The sequence below is a fragment of the Mesorhizobium sp. Z1-4 genome (assembly GCF_004000235.1).
Taxonomy (GTDB): domain Bacteria; phylum Pseudomonadota; class Alphaproteobacteria; order Rhizobiales; family Rhizobiaceae; genus RCIO01.
In genome coordinates, this window is the sequence record NZ_RCIO01000002.1 from 801,661 (window position 1) to 820,035 (window position 18,375).

The following is an 18,375-nucleotide window of genomic DNA, read 5'->3' on the forward strand; positions in this document are numbered from 1 at the left end:
CCCCTCCACTATTCTTGACCGTGGCGGAGGTGCAGTAGCGATGAGGTTGTTTGCGCTTGAAGTCGGCAGCTCCGGTCCGCCCGTCGTTCTGCTGCATGGGTTCGGCGGCAGCCACGCGACGTGGGATGCGGTCATCCCGCTGCTTTCAAAGCACTGCCGCATCCTCGCCTACGACCTGCCCGGCCACCGCAACTCGCATCCCTGGCCCGAAACCGGCAAACCGAAAGTCGCGGTCGACGCGGTGCTGGCCGATCTGACGCGCCGGGGCATCGAGCAATTTCATGTTGCCGGTCACTCCATGGGCGGGGCCGTTGCTGTGCTTATGGCGCTGGAAGCACCGCAACGCATTGCGTCCTTGTCTCTCTTCGCGCCTGGCGGGTTCGGTCCGCAGATCAATGCCAGGCTGCTCGGCCGCTCCGCCGCAGCTGTTTCGCCGGGTGATTTGCGGGCAACGCTTGAGGCCATGACCGGCTGGGATACGCAGGTGGACGACGATGCGGTGGCGGACCTTGCGGCCTGGCGTTCAGCCGACGGTCAGGCAGATGCGCTGGTCGCGCTCTCACGGTCGATCACGCGTGACGGGCGGCAGGGAGCCATTCCGCGCGAACGCATGGCCGGGCTCAGAATGCCGGTCGCGGTCGGCTGGGGTACCATCGACAATGTCCTTCCCGTTGCCCAAACCGCCGCACTGCCGCCGCAATTTGCGCTGCACCTGCTTGAAGGCGTGGGCCATATGCTGCCACAGGAAGTGCCTGATTTCGTTTCGGAATTGATCGCAAGAAACGCGCGCTGAGCGCGCCCGGGCCAGCCCGTAAACCTTGTTGACGCGCTGCACACACAGGTCCGCTTCGATGTGCTAAGATTCTGTTTACCTTAGTAAACGGTTTCGAAAGCAGAGCCATGAGTGACAACACCGAAAAGGCGATAGAACAGGACAATGTGCGGCGGTTGTCGGCGGCGATTCTGGAGGCCAAGTCTGCACGTGCCGATCGTGACGATGTCGTTCATGAAATCCGCGATCTGCAGCGTGCCCGTCTGGACGTACTGAAACAGGAACTTCAGGACGTTATCGAAGATGTGCCGGCGGATGACGAGACCTTCGACTTTGCGATTTCCTCAGGTGTGCAGCCGCGGTTCTGGATCGACGCCGTCGCTTATGTCGCTATTGCCCGTGATCGCCGCACCTATCGCTTTCTGCGCGACACGCGCGCCGGTCGTGTCGTCCTCGCGGAAGCCGAAGACGCCGCTCCCGTCGCGGATGCCGTCACCCGATATGTGGCTGAACGGATCGTGGAACGTAAACGGCAGCTTGAGGAACCGGAGGAGCGCACTGCCGCGCGTCCTTCACCGTTGGCTTCCGGACAAGCGGATGCCGCCGCGAGCGATGAAGCGGCGAAGCGGAGCAGGGCTGGCGAGGCCCTGTCCGGTCTGGCGCTGATCATCATTGGCGTGCTGATCGGCGGTGCAACAACCCTGGCGCTGCTGCGTGACCGGGTTCCGGAAATCACGTCTGTGCTGGGCCTCAACTGAGGCCTGCACGGGCCGTCAGGGCAACTGGTTGAACATTGAGTTCGGCATCAGAAGCGCGATCTGCGGAAACGCGACGAGCAGCAGAATTGCCACGATCATTGCTGCCCAGAACGGCATGACTCCGGCGAAGACGGTTTCCAGCTTCACGTCGCGTGCGATTGTCGAGACGACGAAGCAATTGACGCCGACCGGGGGACTGATCAACCCCATCTCCAGCACGATCACCATGACAACGCCGAACCAGATCGGATCGAAACCCAGCCCGAGGATTAGCGGGTAGACGATCGGCAAGGTGATGACCATCAGCGACAGCCCTTCGATCACCATGCCCAGCAGCGCGTAGACGGCGATGATGAGCAGCAGCATCGTATAGGGGCCGAGAGGCGAAGCCGCGAAAAGCTCTGCGACGACCGCGGGGAGGCCGGTCAGCGCGATAAACGGCGAAAAGACGTTGGCGCCGATCAGGATCAGGAAACACATGCCGGTGGTGCGCAGCGTGTCGGCCATAACGTCGGTCATGGCCGAAATGCTGAACATGCCGCGCACGACAAGCATCACGAAGGCAAACGCGGCGCCTACGCCGGCGGCTTCGACCGGCGTGAAGATGCCGCCGTAGATGCCGCCGATGGTCAGCAGCACGATGGCCGTGATGCCGAATGCTCTCCGTGTCGCACGCAAGCGCTCGCGCCAGTCGGAAGGCGTTCCGGCCGGGCCTTCTTCCGGCCGCAGGCGCACGATGATGGCGATGGCAATGAGGAACAGCGCCGTCAGCAGCAGCCCGGGAAGAATGCCGGCCATGAAGAGGCGCCCGATCGACTGCTCCGTCAACGTTGCGTAGAGCACAAAGCCGGTCGAGGGCGGAATGAGGATGCCGAGCGTGCCGCCGGCGGCAATCGTGCCTGTTGCGAGTTTGCCGCCATAACCGAACCTGCGCATGTTGGGGTAGGCAACGCGGCCCATTGTTACCGCGGATGCGATCGACGAGCCGGACAGTGCGGCAAACCCCGCGCAACCCAGGACGGTGGCTCCGGCCAGCCCGCCGCGCAGGTGGCCAATCCAGCGATATGCGACTTCGTAGAGATCCCTGCTCAGGCCCGAGCGCGAAGCGAGGTTACCCATCAGGATAAAAAGCGGCAGAACCGAAAGTTCGTAATGGGCCGCCGTCGCAAATGCCTGCCCGGAAAGCGTGTATGCCGCAGATGTCCAACCTGCGAGCGCAATGGTTCCGACCAGACCGGATGCAAGCAGGGCGAGGCCGACCGGCACCCCGGCGGCCATGAGGCCGAACAGGCCAGCGAAGCCAAGCAGGCCGATCGTCACGGAACTCATTGAGCAAGTCTCCAGCCTGCAAACTTCAGCGCAAACAGCAGGGCGCTGAGCGCGAATGACACGGCGAGGCACCAGTAGAAGGGCCCGAACGGTATCTGAAGAAGCATCGTTGTTTCACCGAAAAGTGCCGCCTGGCTCGCATTGATGGCGCAGCGCCAGGACAGGACGGCCAGGACAGTTGCGCACAAGAGATCCGACATTTTGGTAATGACCACGCGGGGACCTGCCGGCAGCCGCTCCAAGATCATCTCGATCGCGATGGCGCGCCCTGCGTGAATGCAAAGCGGGATGGATGCGGCGACAACCAGGACCAGCAGTACCTGAACCATGTCGTTGCCGCCCAGGATCGGCCGGTTGGCGAAAGAGCGCAGCAAGGCGTCTGCAACGGTGAGCAAAGCCAGGGCGCCAAGTGCGATGCCGCCCAGGAACTGCAGAGCCGAAACCAGCCATTTTTCGGCGGGCATCAGCGGGGACGAGCCCCCGGGAACCTCCGGGAGCTCATCGTGTTCATTGCGGTTCATCGACCGGCTCAGTTCGCGGTACGGAACCCGTCGACAAAGGCGGGGCCGTCAAAACCGCTGTTGTTGCCCTCGGAGGTCAGAAACTCCGAAACCGGCCCCTGCATGGCGTTAATGAAAGCAGCGCGCTCCGTATCGCCCAACTCGATCAGCTCGATATTGGCGGCGGCGAGCATCTCCATGCCCTTGTTGCCCGCACCCTTGAACGCGGCAGCAGCCTCCATCGACAGCTCTTTGCCGGTCTCGGCCGCGAGTATGCCGCGCTGTTCTTCACTCAGGCCGTCCCATGCGCCCTTGTTCATGATCAGCGTGAACGTGGACAGTGCGCCGGGAATGTCGGTTGTGACGTATTTGGTGATTTCATGCAGCTTGTACGAGCCGACCGCCGACGCGTCGATCAGAACGGCATCGACGATGCCGGTGCTGAGGGCGTTGTAGGTTTCGGTCGCCGGCAGTGAAACCGGAATGGCGCCCCAGGCCTCGACGATGGAGGCGGAAACCGGGTCCGGAATGCGAACTTTCAGGCCACTCATGTCGGAAAGCGAACGAACCGCGCGCTCGCGCGTGAAAAGAATCGAGGGGTTGTTGGTCCAGTATGCGAGCAGCTTAACTTCGGAGAAATCTTCGTTCAGCGCATCCATCTTGTCCCAGATCGTGGCCGTCGCCTGTTCCGGCGAGGTGAACAGACCCGGCACGTGCAACAGAACCGAGCGCTTGAACTGAGCCGGCGTGTACTGCGGAAGGTTGAACGCGATATCCGCGATGCCGGTCACGGCACGGCGGTACTGCTGATTGGGACCCGCGCCCAGTTCTCCGCCCGGGTAGATCTTGATCGTCAGTTCGCCATTGGAGGCGGCGGCCACGCGCTCGGCGAGCGGGGTCATGACATGGCGATCCATCGGATGCTGCGGCGACATGAAGTGTGCGAGTTTGAGTTCGGAAGCGTGCGTCGGCGCGGCGCACACCAATATCGCGACGGCTGCTGCCGCCAGAATCTTGTTAAGCATTGGTATCCTCCCAAGGTCGAGGGGATTCGCAGGGCGATGACTGCCTGAATTTAGTTACCCTCGGTAATCAGATGATTGACAATGTTAATTAGTTCGTCAAGTTTAATTTCGAAGGGCAGTGGACATGCGAGAATATGAACTCCACCGGAGATTGGGTTACAGGGTGTCGCGTTTGTCGCGCATCATGCAGACACGGCTTGAGCGCGGCATTGCGCCATTCGGCCTCACCCGTCTGATGTGGTGCGTGCTCACCGGGGTTGGCGACGAGGGTATCACAAATCCCTCCGAGCTCGCCGACTATATCGGCATCACCCGCCCGGCGACGTCGCGTCTGCTCAAGGACATGGCGGCAAAAGGGCTGGTCTGCCGCAATGGCGGCAGCGGCGACGGGCGCACGATCGCGCTTTCGCTGAGCGATTCCGGACAGGACGTTCTCACGCGGGCGCGTGTCGCAGTCGACGAGATGCACCGTCATTTCATGACCAAGCTAAGCCCGGAGATGACGGCTCAGTTCATGCATGCACTCGATGCATTGAGCGCCGACGAACATGAACGCCTTACCAAGCTGTGACCTGAATCATGAATCGAGATCGCTGACATGCGCTTCTTCTCCTACAAGAACCGGCCGGTCCATCTGGGGCCGTTTCCTCTGGAAAGGCTCGCGCGCAGCGACCGGGCCGTCGACCTGAAGCAGCTTCCGGAAGCCGAGGCGCTGTCATTCGATCATCCGGACCCGCGTTCCATGTCGCATGCGATGGGCCGCTTCATGGGCATGTTCGATACCGTGCGCGACGGGGCAATAGTTCATGGCGAAGCGGAAGTACCGGCCGATCCAGGCGAGCGCGCCCGACACATGAAGGCAGCCGGCTACTATTTCGATGCCGCCATGGTGGGCGTGGCTCAACTGGAAGACGATCATTTTCTGACCGCGCCATACCGGAACCCGATGATCGACCAGCTCAAGCAGGAGCTGGAAGCGGGCGGACCGAAGTCGTTTGCGGCTGGTATCGACGCGATCTATGCCGATATTCTGGAGTCCGCGCGTGCCAAACTGGAGCCGGTCAGGCACCATACGCATGCGGTCGTCTTCCTTGTCGAACATACACGCGAACCGCGAAAAGATGAGCCCGGGACCGAGTGGTTTCGCGGTATCCAGCCGCAGCGCGCGGCGCTTTTGAGCGCCAACTGCGCGGTCGTTCTGGCCAATTATCTGCGCATGCTTGGCTTCGAGGCGCGCGCCCACACCGCAACCACGTCGGAAATCGACCTGCGCCGGCTTGCGGTTTCGGCAGGGCTTGCCGGCGTCAACGGCAGTGCAGAAATCGAAAACGCCTTTGTCGGCCGGCGTTTCGGCCTCGCTGCCATAACCACGACGATGGCCATGGAACCCGATGCGCCGCTCGCGGCAGAGGGCGGGCGCAACGGGCTGCGTTCGCACGGTCCTTCGTGGTGGGTCGGCAAAGGTACGGCGCGCAAGCAGTCAACGGCCGAGCCTTTTCACGACCGCGAATTCCGCATGGGGCCTTACCCTTTCGAGACGATCCGGCGGCGCGACGAGCCGACGACTTTCATCGACGAGGAGCGTGTGCCGCGCTTCCCGAAGCGGGCGGACTTTTTTGCCCGGGCGCTGTTCGGCGATATGGGCAAGTCGGTCCAGGAAGCGGCCAAGGGCGGCATGTATGTGATGAAGAGCCCTATCGGCGCCTGCGCCAGGCGTGCGCTGGGGGCGTTGCTGCTGCTTCAGTTCGGTGATGCCCGTGGGCCGGTTGCGCCCGAGACGCATGATCCCAAACGCAATGCCGAAAACCTCAAGGCTTCAGCCTATTTTCTGTCCAGCGATGCGGTGGGCCTGTCACGCGTGCCGGAGTGGGCGTATTACTCGCACGACGCCGGTGGCAATCCGATTACGCCATATCACGACAACGGCATTTCGATCCTGATCGACCAGGGTCACGAGACCATGGAAGGCGCCAGCGGCGACGACTGGATTTCGGTCGCACAGTCGATGCGCGCCTATCTGCGCTTTTCGCTGCTCGGAGGCGTTGTGGCCGAGCAGGTTCGGCGGCTGGGTTATTCGGCGCGTGTGCACTCGGTCATCGATGGCGACGTGCTGCAGCCGCCGCTTCTGCTCCTGTCGGGCCTGGGCGAGGTCAGCAGGATCGGCGAGGTTATCCTCAACCCCTATCTTGGGCCGCGCCTGAAATCGGGCGTTGTCACCACCTCGATGCCGATGGACCATGACCGGCCGATCGATTTCGGGCTGCAGACCTTCTGCAACAACTGCAACAAATGCGCCCGCGAATGCCCGTCCGGTGCCATCACCGCCGGTCCCAAGCTGATGTATAACGGCTATGAGATCTGGAAATCGGATGCGGAGAAGTGTGCCCGCTACCGGCTCACGAATTCGGCTGGCGGCATGTGCGGGCGGTGCATGAAGACCTGCCCGTGGAACCTCGAGGGGCTGTTTTCCGACGCCGCATTCAGGCGCATGGCCATCAGCTTTCCCAAGAGCGCGCGCATCCTTGCCGAGCTGGACGACCGTCTCGGCCATGGCTCGATCAATCCGGTCAAGAAATGGTGGTGGGACATCGAATTGTCGCAGACCGAAGGGCGCTATCTGAAGGCGGGGGCCGTGAACGAACGCGGGCTCAATGTCGATATCGATCTGCGCTACGAGGACCAGACGCTTGCCGTCTACCCGGCCGACGTCATGCCGCGGCCTTACCCGGTTGTTCAGCCGCTCGACCGCGAAGAAGGCATCAAACGTTATCGTTCGATGCTGACGCCGGATGAGTATCGCGAAAGGCTCGATCGCGGCGAAACGTCGGATCTCGTGCCTGCCCGCGCGCCCGAGGGCGATGAGAGGCCGCCGGTGTTTCCGGTTGTCATCAGCAAACGCGAAGACCTGTCGCCGGATGTCGTGCGGTTCGAGCTTTCGGCTGTAAACGGCCAGCCGTTGCCGCGCTTCGATGCCGGCGCACACGTCGATGTGGTGATTGCGCCCGAATATCAGCGGCAATATTCCCTTGCCGGCGACCCGGCTGACAACGGGCGTTACGTGCTCGGTATCCAGCGGGAGTCAAAGGGGCGCGGCGGCTCGCTGCTGATGCATCGGGTCTTCCGTGAAGGCCGCCGGATTTTCATCTCCGATCCGCGCAACCACTTTCCGCTCGATGAAAGCGCTGAATTCTCGGTGCTCATGGCCGGCGGCATCGGCGTGACGCCGCTGATCACCATGGCACACCGCCTGCATGCGCTGGGCCGCCCGTTCACCTTCCACTACAGCGCGGCAACACGCGAAGGGTGCGGTTTTGCGGGCGAAGTGGAGGCCGCGCCCTGGGCCGACAAGGTCACCTGTCACTTCTCGCGCGAGAGCGGCCGGGCAGACCTCGCCAGGACCATTCCGGCGTTCCGTCCAGGCATGAAACTCTACACATGCGGCAGCGACCGCTACATGGACGCGGTCTTCGAGGCGGCGCGCAACAATGGCTGGCCGGAAGAAGCGCTCAGCCGCGAGTATTTCACCGTTCCCGAGCCGCCCGACTACGTCAACACGCCTTTCCTGATCGAACTGACGAAGACGGGCCGTACCATCGAGGTGTCGGCCGAAAAGTCGGCGACCGATGTGCTTGCCGAGAACGGGATACCGATATCGACCAAATGTTCGGACGGGATTTGCGGCGTATGCGCCTGCAACTACTCCGGCGGCGAGGTCGAGCATCGCGACTATGTTCTTTCGGCAAAGGAACGCCAGAGCCGGATCGTGCTGTGCTGCTCAAGGGCCTTAGAGGAAGGCGGAACGATCAAAGTCGATCTGTGACCGGCGAGGGTTTACCTCAAGTCCTCGCTGGCAATCGTGACCGGATCGATCGCCTCGCCCTTCAGACCACGCCGTTGAAGGGTGAGCCGCCAGGCGCCCGGTTTCCCGTCGATGTCGAACAGATTGTACTGTGCAGCCGGTTTCGAACTACCGGGGCCCTGACCGGCGGCCGCCACACCGACGACCGGAACACGCCCGTCTTTGCCCGCGATCCAGTGAGTTGTGGCAAGATGGGTGTGTCCGTGTATGACCAGTTCCGCCCCGGCCTTGCGCAGCACCTTCTGAAACCGCCGAATGCCGTAGAGCCGTTTGTGCGTTGCCGTGGCGCCCCGCACGGGCGGGTGGTGGATCATGATGACGCGAAAGAGGTTCTCCGCGCCGGCTTTTTCGAGCAGTTCCGCAAGGCCCCTGGCCTGCTCGGACGAAAATGAGCCGCTCGCCATAAACGGCGCAGTCGCCACAGCGGATGAAACGCCGATAACCGCAAGCGGGCCGCGCCTTTGCAGGTAGGGAAAGCCGTGCCGGGTGGTGATTGCCGGCGCCATGTCGGCACGCATCCATTTGTCCCAGGTGCGGCAGGCGCGTTCGAGCGCGCCCGGCACATAGGCGTCGTGGTTGCCCGGAACGACTGAAACACCATGCGACGGGCCGAGCGATTCGAGCCACAGCTGTGCCATTTCGAGTTCCGCGTCCAGGGCGAGATTGACCAGATCGCCGGTTATCGCGACGTGGTCGGGTTCGAAGGAAGCCATGTCGGACAGCAGCCGCTCGGTCACACCCTCATGCAGGTTGCGGCGGCGGTTGCGCTGCCAGTTGATGTATCCCGTGATCCGCTTTGATGCGAGCTGGCGATAGGTTACACCGGGCAGGGGTCCAAGATGGATATCGGAGAGATGGGCAAGCCGGAACATTGGTCCTTTCTAGTGGCAGGACGGGCAAACACAATCCATTCAGAAGGGATCGGGTTCACCCGCAATGGCTGAGCAGGACTTGCCGCGAAAGGCGCCGGCGATCTGGTCCGGGTTCCGCAGAAGGCTTTTTCATCTTCTGTTTCTCATCCGCCGCCCGATGACGTTCGGTGTGCGCGGGCTGGTGCTCAACCGCGAGACAAACAGCGTCTTCCTCGTAAAGCACACCTATGTGCCCGGGTTCCAACTGCCTGGCGGCGGCGTCGAAACCGGCGAGACAGCGCTTGAGGCCCTGGAGCGCGAATTGCGCGAGGAAGGCAACATTCGCCTCATTGCACGGCCCGAACTGAAGTCGGTTCATTTCAACCGCCACGCCAGCAAACGTGACCACGTTCTGCTCTATCTCATCACGGGCTTCTCGCTGGAGGGCGCCAAGCGCGCCGACCGGGAAATTGCCGAGGCGGGGTTCTTTCCAATCTCCGATCTGCCGGCGGACACCACCCTCGGCACGCGGCGGCGCATCGCAGAAATTCTGGATGGCGAGGATGCATCTCCCTACTGGTAATGGTTTGATAACGGCGATTTGAGTGAATTGCCTCGGGACTGTCGCAATTGCGAACCTAGATACGGTTTCGGGAGATTACACCTTGGAACAAATCGTTATTGATCTCAGTCACACGCAGCGACGGCCCATCGTCCTCTGGACGCCGTGGGGTCCGGTGCCGGTTGAGAAGAAATCAACCAGAACCGAGCGCACAGCGTTTCGGCGTCCAAGTTATACCTCAAAACTCCCTAGCAACATGAATAATTCGAGTTACCTCCCAAGGAATACAATATAGTTGATATACGAATTTTTCGGACGAGTTTCGTTCGTTATTCTACCCGTCGAGCCCTCGGTTGCGCTGATGCTAAACCCGTATTCTCCTTCTTTGTAGCCATGAGGGTGGCCTACAGCTGGTTGGTGACCGGCTGATTTTACACTTGCTAGTGCGTGTTGATGCTCCTGATAAGCATCTTCTTGCACCGAACCAACCTCTGTACCCTTCGCGCCTCCGTTGGTTCCATACCTGCCGTCCGAGTCAGGGTCGCGCCCAGCCGAGTTGCTGCCAGTTGGGTTATCAACACCACGCAAGAATCTACCTCGGTAATCAGGGACATTGAACGTGTTGGTTTGATCGCCAACGCCGTAGATTGTCCCGATTACCTCAAATCCCGGTAATTCTCTTGAAACCTCGCTACCGTCGCAAAGATACCAGCCGTGTTTTTTCAGTTCCGATGTATCTTCGCTTCTAATGCGCCCTGCATAGGGAAGTACCAGACCATAGGGGAATCGGACTTCGGATGCCATTCTGGTAGCAGTCATTCGGTGCCTCCTTAAATAACAACTTAAAATACTATAACTAAATTTGAGTCAGTAAGAAAATAGCATGATGGCAAGTGACGGTTTCAAGTCTATTTTCTTTTGCAAATACAAATGGTTGGTATTTATGAGAAAAATGCGGATCGAGCTGGAAACTTGAGTGCGTCCAGGTTCTGGAATGGGGTTCTGGTACCTGCACAACACGGGCGCAATGCAGAACTCAGGGCGTTATGTAGTCAACTTCTGAGGCAGAATTTTCCCAGCGCCTGAGGTCAATCGGTGAGCTTGCGGGTAGGAACTCAGGCCGCTGCATTCAGGCGCGCTCTGTCGTGGGGTGCGTTGAAATCAAGCTCCGGCCCGAGAGGAACGATGCGCGTCGGGTTCACGCTCTCGTGGCTCGCGTAATAGTGGTGTTTGATGTGATGCATGTTCACCGTCTCGGCAATTCCCGGCATCTGGTAGAGTTCACGCAGGTAGTTTGAAAGGTTCGGGTAGTCGCCGATCCGCTGCCGGTTGCATTTGAAGTGCGAATAGTAGACCGCGTCGAAGCGGATGAGCGTGGTAAACAGCCGCCAGTCGGCCTCGGTGAGCGTGTCTGCGACCAGGTAGCGGCCCGCCGCAAGCCTGCCCTCGACGACATCGAGTGCTTTGAAGAGTTCGCCATAGGCCTCTTCATAGGCTTCCTGCGTCGTTGCGAAGCCTGTGCGGTAAACGCCATTGTTGATTGCGCCGTAGACGAGGTCGTTAACCGCGTCGATGTCTGACCGAAGCGGCTCGGGGTAGAAATCGATCGACCCGTCGCCCCACTCGTCGAAAGCGCTGTTGAGCATCCGGATAATCTCGGACGATTCGTTGGAAACGATCGTTTCCTCATTGCGGTCCCAGAGCACCGGCACCGTCACACGCCCGGAATAGGCGGGGTCCGCCCGGGTGTAGATCTGGTGCAGAAATTCGCTGCCGTAGAGAGGATCGCCCGTGGCGCCGTCGCCAGCCTCGAATGTCCATCCGTCATCGCCCATGAAATGGTGAACCGCCGATACAGAGATGACGTCTTCAAGCTTCTTCAGCTTGCGCAATATCAACGTGCGGTGGGCCCATGGGCAGGCATGGGAGACGTAGAGATGGTAACGGCCCGGTTCGGCTTTGAAGCCGCGTTCGCGCCCTTGGGCCGGCTTTCCGTCTGCTGTAACCCAGTCGCGCCACTGCGATTGCGAGCGAACAAAGCGTCCGCCGCTTTTCTTGGTGTTGATCCAGCCCTTCTGCCAGACGCCGTCTACGAGCATACCCATCGTGCCATCCTTTCGCTGGTCCGGATGTAGGCGAGCGGGACAATCGGCGAAAGGCGTCGCAGGTAAACTGACCGTCAACAGCTATGTGCGTTCATCATGCCCAAAACATCCGATTGTGCGGCGGCATAAACGGTGTTAGTCACGCTGCGCTCGGTTTCCGGGGGACAGTATGGGCATCGCGAAGAGCTTCCTGCGACGACGAATGGGTGACCGCGCCTGAGGGCGCGAACGACAACGCGCGCCTTGCGCAAACCCTATTCGCGAACGGAAGCACTGCGATGAGCATCACGGAAATCGTGTATCTGCCGGAAGACCCGGCGCATGATCCCGCAATCGAAGAAATCAACGCCGAAGCGTTTGGACCGGGCCGCTATACGCGGGCGGCCTATCGCATCCGCGAGGGCGGGCCGCACGATATGGAGCTATCCTTCGTAGCTGCAACTTCGGCCGGCGAAGTCGTGGGGTCGGTGCGAATGACGCATGTTTCGGCGGGCGCCGGCAGCGCTCTGCTGCTCGGTCCGCTTGCGGTGCGCCCGGCACACAAGAATGTCGGTATCGGGCGCAAACTCGTGAAGCTCGCGATTGAAGCCGCCAAAGCGGCGGGCCAAAGCGCCGTACTCCTGGTCGGGGATGCGCCTTATTACGGCCAGCTCGGTTTTGCCAGACTGGCGAACGGACAGATCATCATGCCCGGGCCGGTCGACCCCAACCGAATGCTTGGCCTCGAGATTGCCGACGGGGCGCTGGGCCAGCTCAAAGGCCCGCTGATCCACCGCAATCTTGCGGGCCGCGCGCAAGCCTAGGCCTTCCTTTGCCGCAAATTCTCAGCGGGCGTCCTCGAGCACGAGGTCGGCGCCTTTCGCGCCGATCGCCATCGCCGTCGCATTGGTATTGGCGCTTATGATTTCGGGAAAGACCGACGCGTCGATCACCCGCAGCCCGTCGACACCGTGCACCCGAAGCCGGGGATCGACAACTGACAGCGCTGCGTCCGGCCCCATGCGGCAGGTAGACACTGGATGGTAGACGGTACCCGACCGACGTCGGAAATCGTCCACCAGTTCACCGTCGGAAGCACAGATGCTGCCCGGCAGGACCTCTTCGACGGTCAGATCGGCAAGCGCCGGCTGGGACGCAATGCGGCGCAGGAACTTCACCGCAGCCAGCATTTCGTCGACGTCATGTGCGGTGGAGAAGGCATTCGCGGTTATGCGCGGCGGCGCGCTTGGCTCGCGCGAACGGATATGTATCGAACCCCGGCTGGTCGGCCGGCAGTTCGACAGGCCGATCGAATAGCCCGGCCAGGGGTCCGGCGTCAGGATGGGGCGCTCGCCGGGCTTCGGGATGACGGTCGAGAATGCCTGGAAATAGAGCTGCATGTTGGGGCGCGGCTGATCCGGTCCGGTGCGGAAGAACCCGCCACCCTGATTGATGCCCATCGACAGCGGACCGCTGCCCATCAGCAGATAGCGGCTGCCGGCAGCGAGCTTGCCCCACCATGGCCGCAGTATCTGGTTCAGCGTCGGTATCCGCGCCTTCCAGGTGTAGTTGATGCCGAGATGGTCTGCGAGATTGCTGCCGACATGCCGGTTTGCATGAAGCGTTTCGATGCCGAGAGGACCCAGAATTGCGGGGTCGCCGATGCCTGACAGTTCGAGCAGTTGCGGTGAATTCACGGAGCCCCCGCACAGAATGACCTCACGCCGGACCCGGGCCGAGAGGCGCCTGTTTCCAACGCCGTATTCCACCCCGGTTGCGCGTTTGCCATCGAAGGTGACCCTGGCCGCCAGCGCGTTGGTCACCAGCTTGAGGTTCGACCGCCTCAGCGCAGGCCGCAGGAATGCGCGCGCCGACGACATTCGCCGGCCGCCCTTGGTGTTGATCTGGTAGATGCCTGCACTTTCGCTGTCGCCGCTGCTCAGATTGCCGCAATCGGGCAGCCCTGCCTGCTGCGCAGCCTGCAGGTAGCTGCGCACCAGGGGATGCACGAAGGGCGTGATATCGCTGACGTGAACCGGGCCGCCTTTGCCCCGCATTTCGTCGCCTGCCTGATCGTGCTCGATTGCCCTGAACACCGGCAGCAGATCGTCGAAACCCCACCCGACATTGCCGGCGGCGCGCCAGCCGTCATAGTCGGCCCGCTGGCCTCTGATCCAGACCATGGCGTTGATGGAGCTCGAACCGCCGAGCAGCTTGCCGCGCGGCCACCAGTCGGCATTGCCGGCAAGACCGGGGTCGGGTTCGGCCTGATATTTCCAGTTGATGCGTGCGTCGAAAAAGGTCTTGCCGTAGCCGAGCGGCATCTGGACAAAGAAGCGGCGGTCGGTGCCGCCGGCTTCAAGCAAAAGCACCGAGTATTGTCCGCTTGCCGTCAGCCTGTTGGCGACGACGCAACCCGCGGAGCCCGCTCCGACTATTATGTAATCGAACTCCTGCATTCAGGCCGGCATGCTCCTCCCAGACCGGACGAGACTAGCGCCGCGCAGGTGGCGGCGTCACCGGGTCTTTGCGTCACCGCCTGTGAATATTTCGACCGTTTTGGCACCACCGCGCGCACCTGGCAGGCAAATCCGCTAAGAACGGTGGGAACGCCCGCCCGCCCAGGGCTTTTACGGAGACGACGACATGGTTGCGGATGCCGCTACGCCGGTTGGAGACCTGACACTGCGCACGCTTGCCATGCCGGCCGACGCGAATGCGGCTGGAGATATTTTCGGCGGCTGGGTGATGGCACAGATGGATCTGGCCTGCGGCATCCGTGCGGCCGAGCGCGCCAAAGGGCGCGTGGTCACCGCCGCCGTGAAGGAGATGTCATTCGCCAAACCAATGAAGGTCGGCGATACGCTTGGTGTCTACATCAGTATCACCCGCATCGGCCGCACCTCGATGACATTGCAGGTAGAGGCTTGGGCGCAGCGTTATCTGTCCGAGGTCATGGAACGTGTCACGCATGCCGACATAATCATGGTCGCGCTCGATGATGACGGGAAACCGAAAGAGATCCCGCCGGAATAGGCCGGAGGCACCTGGTATCCGGTCCGACGTTGACTCACTGTCAACCGATCGCCCGGTTGCCATGCCGCAGCGTAGTTTCCATCTGGCGAGCTTGTTCCGCAACGCAGCCAACAAGGAAACACACGATGTCCAAACCCAAGATAGCCATAGTCGTCGGGTCAACCCGACCCGGCCGTTTCGCCGACCATCCCGCGCAGTGGATATTCGATCGCGCCAGGGCAAAGGCCGATTTCGACGTCGAGCTTGTCGATCTGCGCGATTTCGCGCTGCCGCTCTTTGACGAGAGCACGTCGCCTGCCTACGCGCCGGTCGAAAGCGAGGCCGCGAAGGCCTGGCAAGACAAGGTCGCGGAGTTCGACGGCTTCATCTTCACGGCAGCGGAATATAATCGCGGCCCGACCGCTGTACTCAAGAACGCGCTCGACTATGCCTATGCGCAGTGGAACGGGAAAACGGCGGCGTTTGTCGGTTACGGCGGCGTCGGCGGCGCGCGTGCGATCGAGCAGCTGCGTCTCAACGCCATCGAATTGCAGATGGCGCCCATCCGCAACGGCGTGCACATCATGTTCCCGGTCTACATGGACGTCGTCAAGAACGGCAAGAAGCTCGCCGATTTCGACTATCTCAACGAGAGTGCCGATGCGCTGCTCGACCAGCTCGGCTGGTGGACATCGGCACTGAAGTCTGCGCGGGCGGCCGACGCCGCAACGGCAAAAGCAGCCTGAAGCCCGGCCGCGAAGGCCCGCCGGTCAGGCGGGCTGTTCGCGGTGGGTTGCCGGCAGCCGCGAAGCGATGAGCTTGTCGATGCGGCGCCCGTCCATGTCCACCACTTCGAAACGCCAGCCATGCGCGTCGACCGTTTCGCCGCTTGCCGGCAGATGGTGGAGAAACGACAGCAGAAACCCGGCCACCGTGTCGTAGTCCCGGCGTACCGGCAAGACGAAACCGAGCGTTTCAGCCATCTCGTCGGCCTGCATGTATCCCGCGATCAGCCAGGAGCCATCGGCGCGCTGAACCGCGGGCGGGCCCTCGGCGTCGAGATCGGCCTTGAATACTCCGGCAATCGTCTCAAGCACATCTGCCGGCGTCACCAGTCCTTCGAATGCCCCATATTCGTCGTGCACGAGCGCCATCGTGACGTCGGCCTCGCGCAGCGTCGCAAGAACATCCAGAGCGTCGGCATTGTCGTGGACGATGGGTGCGGTGTGCAGGTATTGCCTTGGGTCGAATGGTTTGCGCGACAAAAGCGCGGCGAGAAGTTCGCGTGTGTGAACGACGCCGACCACGTTATCGATGGTGCCGTTTGCCGCGGGCAGGCGCGAGTGCCTGGTCTCCATCAGTTGCCGCCTGAGTGTTTTGCGATCCGCGTCCAGGTTGAGCCATGCCACTTCGCTGCGCGGGGTCATGAGCGCGCGCACGGCGCGGTCGCCGAGCCGCATTACGCCGGCGATCATGCGGCGCTCGTCCGTCTCGATCGTGCCCTGCGTTTCGGCTTCCGCAATCAGGCTGCTGATTTCCTCGTCGGTGACGCGGCTGTCTTCCCGCCCGGACTGTCCGATAAGCAGCAATACGATGCGCCCCGAGAAATCGAGCAGCCACACCAGCGGTGCCGCGAGCTTGGCCAGCAGCGTCATCAAAGGGGCGACCATCATCGCAATCCGCTCGGGATTGCGCAGCGCGATCTGCTTCGGCACCAGCTCGCCGACCACCAGCGAGAAATAGGTGATGATTGCCACTACCCCGCCCACACCGAGTGTGTTGGCCATTCCCGGTGTCAGCCCGGCTTCCTCAAGAACGGCGGCCAGGCGAAGGCCGAGCGTGGAGCCTGAGAAGGCGCCGGAAAGGACACCCACGAGCGTGATGCCGATCTGGACTGTCGAGAGAAACCGGCCGGGATCGGCGGCCAGCGCGAGCGCGCGCGCAGCCCCGCGGCGGCCCTCCTTCTTTCGCGCCGCCAGCCGTGACGGCCGCGAGGAAACGACCGCGAGTTCTGACATGGCGAGGAGGCCGTTCAGGAGAATCAGGCCGGCAACGATGGCAATCTGTACCGCAAGCATATGCGGTGCTTAGCATCCCGGTTCGCGCAATGCGACGGTCTTGTGGGCCGGTGCGCTACTTGCAGGCTACGTAGCCGTTGCGGCGTTCCTTGATGTCGAAATGGAAGTGGTCGGCGTGGTCGGCATTGTAGCCGGGCCCAAGCACGGTGTTGAAATACTCGCAGCCGCCGGCCCTGACTGCCTTGAGCAGGCTTTTTTCGCGGAACTTGAAGAAGCCCGGCTTGCGCACGTCGATATCCCGGCCGTTTTTCAGCTCGATCTTCATCACGTCGAGCGCATTGCCCTTGGAGTGCTCGGAGGGCGTGCTGGTGCCGGCGATTTTGCGGCAGGAGTAACTTGAGCCCTGGTGGATCGCGCCGATGCCGGTCAGGTAGCGGGTCCGCGCCGTTGGGGCGAGTTCATGTTTGGTCCATTTCGCGAAAGCCAGCGCCATGTCGCAGGACAGCGTTGCCGCCGGCTGCATGGCAATCCCGCCGGACAGCGCAAACACTTTGACCGGATAGTCGACGCGGCAGGCACCGCCATCGTCGATGGGCGCCAGGTCCTGGTATTTTACGCCGATGCGCCGGAGTTCCTGGCGGCATGCAACCTCTTCGGATGGCATGACGCCCGGCTCGCGAGGCTGGGTCCAGCGCGGGAAACCCGCCATCATGGGATTGGAAGGAACCAGCCGCTGCAGGCCACGCGCCGGGGCGGCGGAGACGGACGATGTCTCTCTGATGTCGACTTGCGGGGTCAGTGTCATCACACCGCTAGGAGAACATGACGTGGCTATGGCCGCTGCTGCGGCCAGCGCGGCAAAGGTTGCCGCCATTCCAAGGCGGGATTTTTTGTGCGCGCGGCCGTGCCTCGCCGCGAACCAGGGGGTACGCATGTACCTGTCCCCTCTCGTTCTCGCAAAGAGCGGCTAAAATTAAAGGCGAATTGTAAAGGAAGTCTCAGCGGCCGCGTTTACCATGCGGGCGGCTTACCGGCAGTAAGTCGAACCGCTGCGCCGCTCGGCCAGGTCGAGGTGAAAGTGGGTTGCGTGATCGGGATCGGTACCCGGTCCAAGGACGGTCTTGAACGGACCGCATGCGGCGTTTCTGACTGCGCGCTGGAACAGCCGCTCCGCTTCATCCGCTGCCTCGTGCTTCCGTACCTCCACGATGTGCCCGTCGCTCAAAACGAAAGCAGATATGTCGAGCGCATTTCCCCTGGCGTGCTCGGATAGTTTTTCACCGCTCGCGCGCAGGCGGCAGACATAGGCCGAGGCATGCCGCACCTGCTCTATTTTTTCACCGAAGTTGCGACTGGCCGCCGGCTGCGCCGCGTCGGCGACAAGTCGAGCCGCGGCCTCAGCCGTAGCGCAGTTCATCACGCCTGCGGGCTGAAGACCGACATCGTCTCCCAGCGACGTGACCTTGACTGGGTAAGGGATGCCGCACGCACCTTCGCCATCGATTTCCGGCATCGCCTCGAAGCTGACGCCGAGGGCGATCAGACGTGCGCGGCAGGCATGCTCGCTGCCCGGCAGACCGCCGGTCATCGGCTCTGTTTCGA

The 18,375-nt window shown here is 62.0% G+C and carries 18 protein-coding genes; 8 read left to right on the top strand and 10 right to left on the bottom strand.

The window, feature by feature from the left end; translation table 11 throughout:
* The first annotated feature begins 40 nt into the window (after positions 1-40).
* Both EP165_RS10905 and EP165_RS10910 read left to right on the top strand, forming a co-directional pair.
* On the top strand, positions 41-793 hold the full coding sequence (locus EP165_RS10905) for an alpha/beta fold hydrolase (protein ID WP_127522311.1): 753 nt from the start codon (positions 41-43) through the stop codon (positions 791-793).
* 107 nt (positions 794-900) lie between these two features.
* Complete coding sequence (locus EP165_RS10910; protein WP_127522313.1) at positions 901-1,530, top strand: hypothetical protein; 630 nt, start codon at positions 901-903, stop codon at positions 1,528-1,530.
* A 15-nt stretch (positions 1,531-1,545) separates the two neighbouring features.
* On the opposite strand, the gene EP165_RS10915 is transcribed toward EP165_RS10910, so the two are convergent.
* From EP165_RS10915 to EP165_RS10925, 3 genes are read right to left on the bottom strand one after another with little or no spacing between them, the layout of a single operon-like run.
* On the bottom strand, positions 1,546-2,859 hold the full coding sequence (locus EP165_RS10915) for a TRAP transporter large permease (protein WP_127522314.1): 1,314 nt from the start codon (positions 2,857-2,859) through the stop codon (positions 1,546-1,548).
* Positions 2,856-3,380, bottom strand: a complete 525-nt coding sequence (locus EP165_RS10920; protein WP_127522316.1) for a TRAP transporter small permease — start codon at positions 3,378-3,380, stop codon at positions 2,856-2,858. The genes EP165_RS10915 and EP165_RS10920 overlap by 4 nt, the downstream gene beginning before the upstream one ends.
* An 8-nt stretch (positions 3,381-3,388) precedes the next feature.
* The gene (locus EP165_RS10925; protein WP_127522318.1) at positions 3,389-4,384 is read right to left on the bottom strand and encodes a TRAP transporter substrate-binding protein; all 996 of its coding nucleotides are present in this window, start codon (positions 4,382-4,384) and stop codon (positions 3,389-3,391) included.
* A gap of 163 nt (positions 4,385-4,547) precedes the next feature.
* Between EP165_RS10925 and EP165_RS10930 the strand changes: the two genes are divergently transcribed.
* Entirely contained in the window at positions 4,548-4,955 is a 408-nt protein-coding gene (locus EP165_RS10930) for a MarR family winged helix-turn-helix transcriptional regulator (protein WP_206075898.1), read from the top strand.
* Positions 4,956-4,982: 27 nt separating this feature from the next.
* Entirely contained in the window at positions 4,983-8,204 is a 3,222-nt protein-coding gene (locus tag EP165_RS10935) for a 4Fe-4S dicluster domain-containing protein (protein WP_127522321.1), read from the top strand.
* 11 nt (positions 8,205-8,215) lie between these two features.
* Here EP165_RS10935 and EP165_RS10940 read toward each other — a convergent pair whose 3' ends face one another.
* Complete coding sequence (locus EP165_RS10940) at positions 8,216-9,115, bottom strand: metallophosphoesterase family protein (RefSeq protein WP_127522323.1); 900 nt, start codon at positions 9,113-9,115, stop codon at positions 8,216-8,218.
* A 64-nt stretch (positions 9,116-9,179) separates the two neighbouring features.
* Here EP165_RS10940 and EP165_RS10945 point away from each other — a divergent pair, with 64 nt between their 5' ends.
* The gene (locus EP165_RS10945; RefSeq protein ID WP_127522325.1) at positions 9,180-9,677 is read left to right on the top strand and encodes an NUDIX domain-containing protein; all 498 of its coding nucleotides are present in this window, start codon (positions 9,180-9,182) and stop codon (positions 9,675-9,677) included.
* Between the two features lie 249 nt (positions 9,678-9,926).
* Here EP165_RS10945 and EP165_RS10950 read toward each other — a convergent pair whose 3' ends face one another.
* Together EP165_RS10950 and EP165_RS10955 are read right to left on the bottom strand one after the other, a co-directional pair.
* A complete protein-coding gene (locus EP165_RS10950) occupies positions 9,927-10,475 on the bottom strand; it encodes a phage tail protein (RefSeq protein WP_127522327.1) in 549 nt (182 codons plus the stop codon).
* 296 nt (positions 10,476-10,771) lie between these two features.
* On the bottom strand, positions 10,772-11,761 hold the full coding sequence (locus EP165_RS10955) for a glutathione S-transferase family protein (protein WP_127522329.1): 990 nt from the start codon (positions 11,759-11,761) through the stop codon (positions 10,772-10,774).
* Positions 11,762-12,039: 278 nt separating this feature from the next.
* On the opposite strand from EP165_RS10955, the gene EP165_RS10960 reads away from it, so the two are divergent.
* The gene (locus tag EP165_RS10960) at positions 12,040-12,564 is read left to right on the top strand and encodes a GNAT family N-acetyltransferase (protein WP_127522331.1); all 525 of its coding nucleotides are present in this window, start codon (positions 12,040-12,042) and stop codon (positions 12,562-12,564) included.
* A gap of 21 nt (positions 12,565-12,585) precedes the next feature.
* On the opposite strand, the gene EP165_RS10965 is transcribed toward EP165_RS10960, so the two are convergent.
* Positions 12,586-14,199: a GMC family oxidoreductase gene (locus EP165_RS10965; RefSeq protein ID WP_127522333.1), complete on the bottom strand. Its 1,614-nt coding sequence runs from the start codon at positions 14,197-14,199 to the stop codon at positions 12,586-12,588.
* Between the two features lie 187 nt (positions 14,200-14,386).
* On the opposite strand from EP165_RS10965, the gene EP165_RS10970 reads away from it, so the two are divergent.
* Positions 14,387-14,776: an acyl-CoA thioesterase gene (locus EP165_RS10970; protein WP_127522336.1), complete on the top strand. Its 390-nt coding sequence runs from the start codon at positions 14,387-14,389 to the stop codon at positions 14,774-14,776.
* A 125-nt stretch (positions 14,777-14,901) separates the two neighbouring features.
* Positions 14,902-15,501, top strand: coding sequence for an NADPH-dependent FMN reductase (locus EP165_RS10975; RefSeq protein ID WP_127522338.1), 600 nt, complete (start codon positions 14,902-14,904; stop codon positions 15,499-15,501).
* A 24-nt stretch (positions 15,502-15,525) separates the two neighbouring features.
* On the opposite strand, the gene EP165_RS10980 is transcribed toward EP165_RS10975, so the two are convergent.
* The 3 genes from EP165_RS10980 to EP165_RS10990 form a co-directional block, all read right to left on the bottom strand.
* The gene (locus EP165_RS10980; protein ID WP_127522340.1) at positions 15,526-16,833 is read right to left on the bottom strand and encodes a hemolysin family protein; all 1,308 of its coding nucleotides are present in this window, start codon (positions 16,831-16,833) and stop codon (positions 15,526-15,528) included.
* Between the two features lie 55 nt (positions 16,834-16,888).
* Positions 16,889-17,707 (bottom strand): extensin-like domain-containing protein, encoded by an 819-nt coding sequence (locus EP165_RS10985; RefSeq protein ID WP_501981671.1) that lies wholly within the window; start codon positions 17,705-17,707, stop codon positions 16,889-16,891.
* Positions 17,708-17,800: 93 nt separating this feature from the next.
* On the bottom strand, positions 17,801-18,361 hold the full coding sequence (locus tag EP165_RS10990; RefSeq protein ID WP_164743006.1) for an extensin-like domain-containing protein: 561 nt from the start codon (positions 18,359-18,361) through the stop codon (positions 17,801-17,803).
* Positions 18,362-18,375 lie beyond the last annotated feature (14 nt).

What these genes read in the sequence shown, in the direction of transcription:
- EP165_RS10965 (WP_127522333.1), bottom strand. Translation starts at nt 14,199, where the DNA reads ATGCAGGAGTTCGATTACATAATAGTCGGAGCGGGCTCCGCGGGTTGC.
- EP165_RS10960 (WP_127522331.1), top strand. Translation starts at nt 12,040, where the DNA reads ATGAGCATCACGGAAATCGTGTATCTGCCGGAAGACCCGGCGCATGAT.
- EP165_RS10905 (WP_127522311.1), top strand. Translation starts at nt 41, where the DNA reads ATGAGGTTGTTTGCGCTTGAAGTCGGCAGCTCCGGTCCGCCCGTCGTT.
- EP165_RS10910 (WP_127522313.1), top strand. Translation starts at nt 901, where the DNA reads ATGAGTGACAACACCGAAAAGGCGATAGAACAGGACAATGTGCGGCGG.
- EP165_RS10990 (WP_164743006.1), bottom strand. Translation starts at nt 18,361, where the DNA reads ATGACCGGCGGTCTGCCGGGCAGCGAGCATGCCTGCCGCGCACGTCTG.
- EP165_RS10985 (WP_501981671.1), bottom strand. Translation starts at nt 17,707, where the DNA reads ATGCGTACCCCCTGGTTCGCGGCGAGGCACGGCCGCGCGCACAAAAAA.
- EP165_RS10935 (WP_127522321.1), top strand. Translation starts at nt 4,983, where the DNA reads ATGCGCTTCTTCTCCTACAAGAACCGGCCGGTCCATCTGGGGCCGTTT.
- EP165_RS10955 (WP_127522329.1), bottom strand. Translation starts at nt 11,761, where the DNA reads ATGGGTATGCTCGTAGACGGCGTCTGGCAGAAGGGCTGGATCAACACC.
- EP165_RS10975 (WP_127522338.1), top strand. Translation starts at nt 14,902, where the DNA reads ATGTCCAAACCCAAGATAGCCATAGTCGTCGGGTCAACCCGACCCGGC.
- EP165_RS10915 (WP_127522314.1), bottom strand. Translation starts at nt 2,859, where the DNA reads ATGAGTTCCGTGACGATCGGCCTGCTTGGCTTCGCTGGCCTGTTCGGC.
- EP165_RS10950 (WP_127522327.1), bottom strand. Translation starts at nt 10,475, where the DNA reads ATGACTGCTACCAGAATGGCATCCGAAGTCCGATTCCCCTATGGTCTG.
- EP165_RS10980 (WP_127522340.1), bottom strand. Translation starts at nt 16,833, where the DNA reads ATGCTTGCGGTACAGATTGCCATCGTTGCCGGCCTGATTCTCCTGAAC.
- EP165_RS10920 (WP_127522316.1), bottom strand. Translation starts at nt 3,380, where the DNA reads ATGAACCGCAATGAACACGATGAGCTCCCGGAGGTTCCCGGGGGCTCG.
- EP165_RS10970 (WP_127522336.1), top strand. Translation starts at nt 14,387, where the DNA reads ATGGTTGCGGATGCCGCTACGCCGGTTGGAGACCTGACACTGCGCACG.
- EP165_RS10945 (WP_127522325.1), top strand. Translation starts at nt 9,180, where the DNA reads ATGGCTGAGCAGGACTTGCCGCGAAAGGCGCCGGCGATCTGGTCCGGG.
- EP165_RS10925 (WP_127522318.1), bottom strand. Translation starts at nt 4,384, where the DNA reads ATGCTTAACAAGATTCTGGCGGCAGCAGCCGTCGCGATATTGGTGTGC.
- EP165_RS10940 (WP_127522323.1), bottom strand. Translation starts at nt 9,115, where the DNA reads ATGTTCCGGCTTGCCCATCTCTCCGATATCCATCTTGGACCCCTGCCC.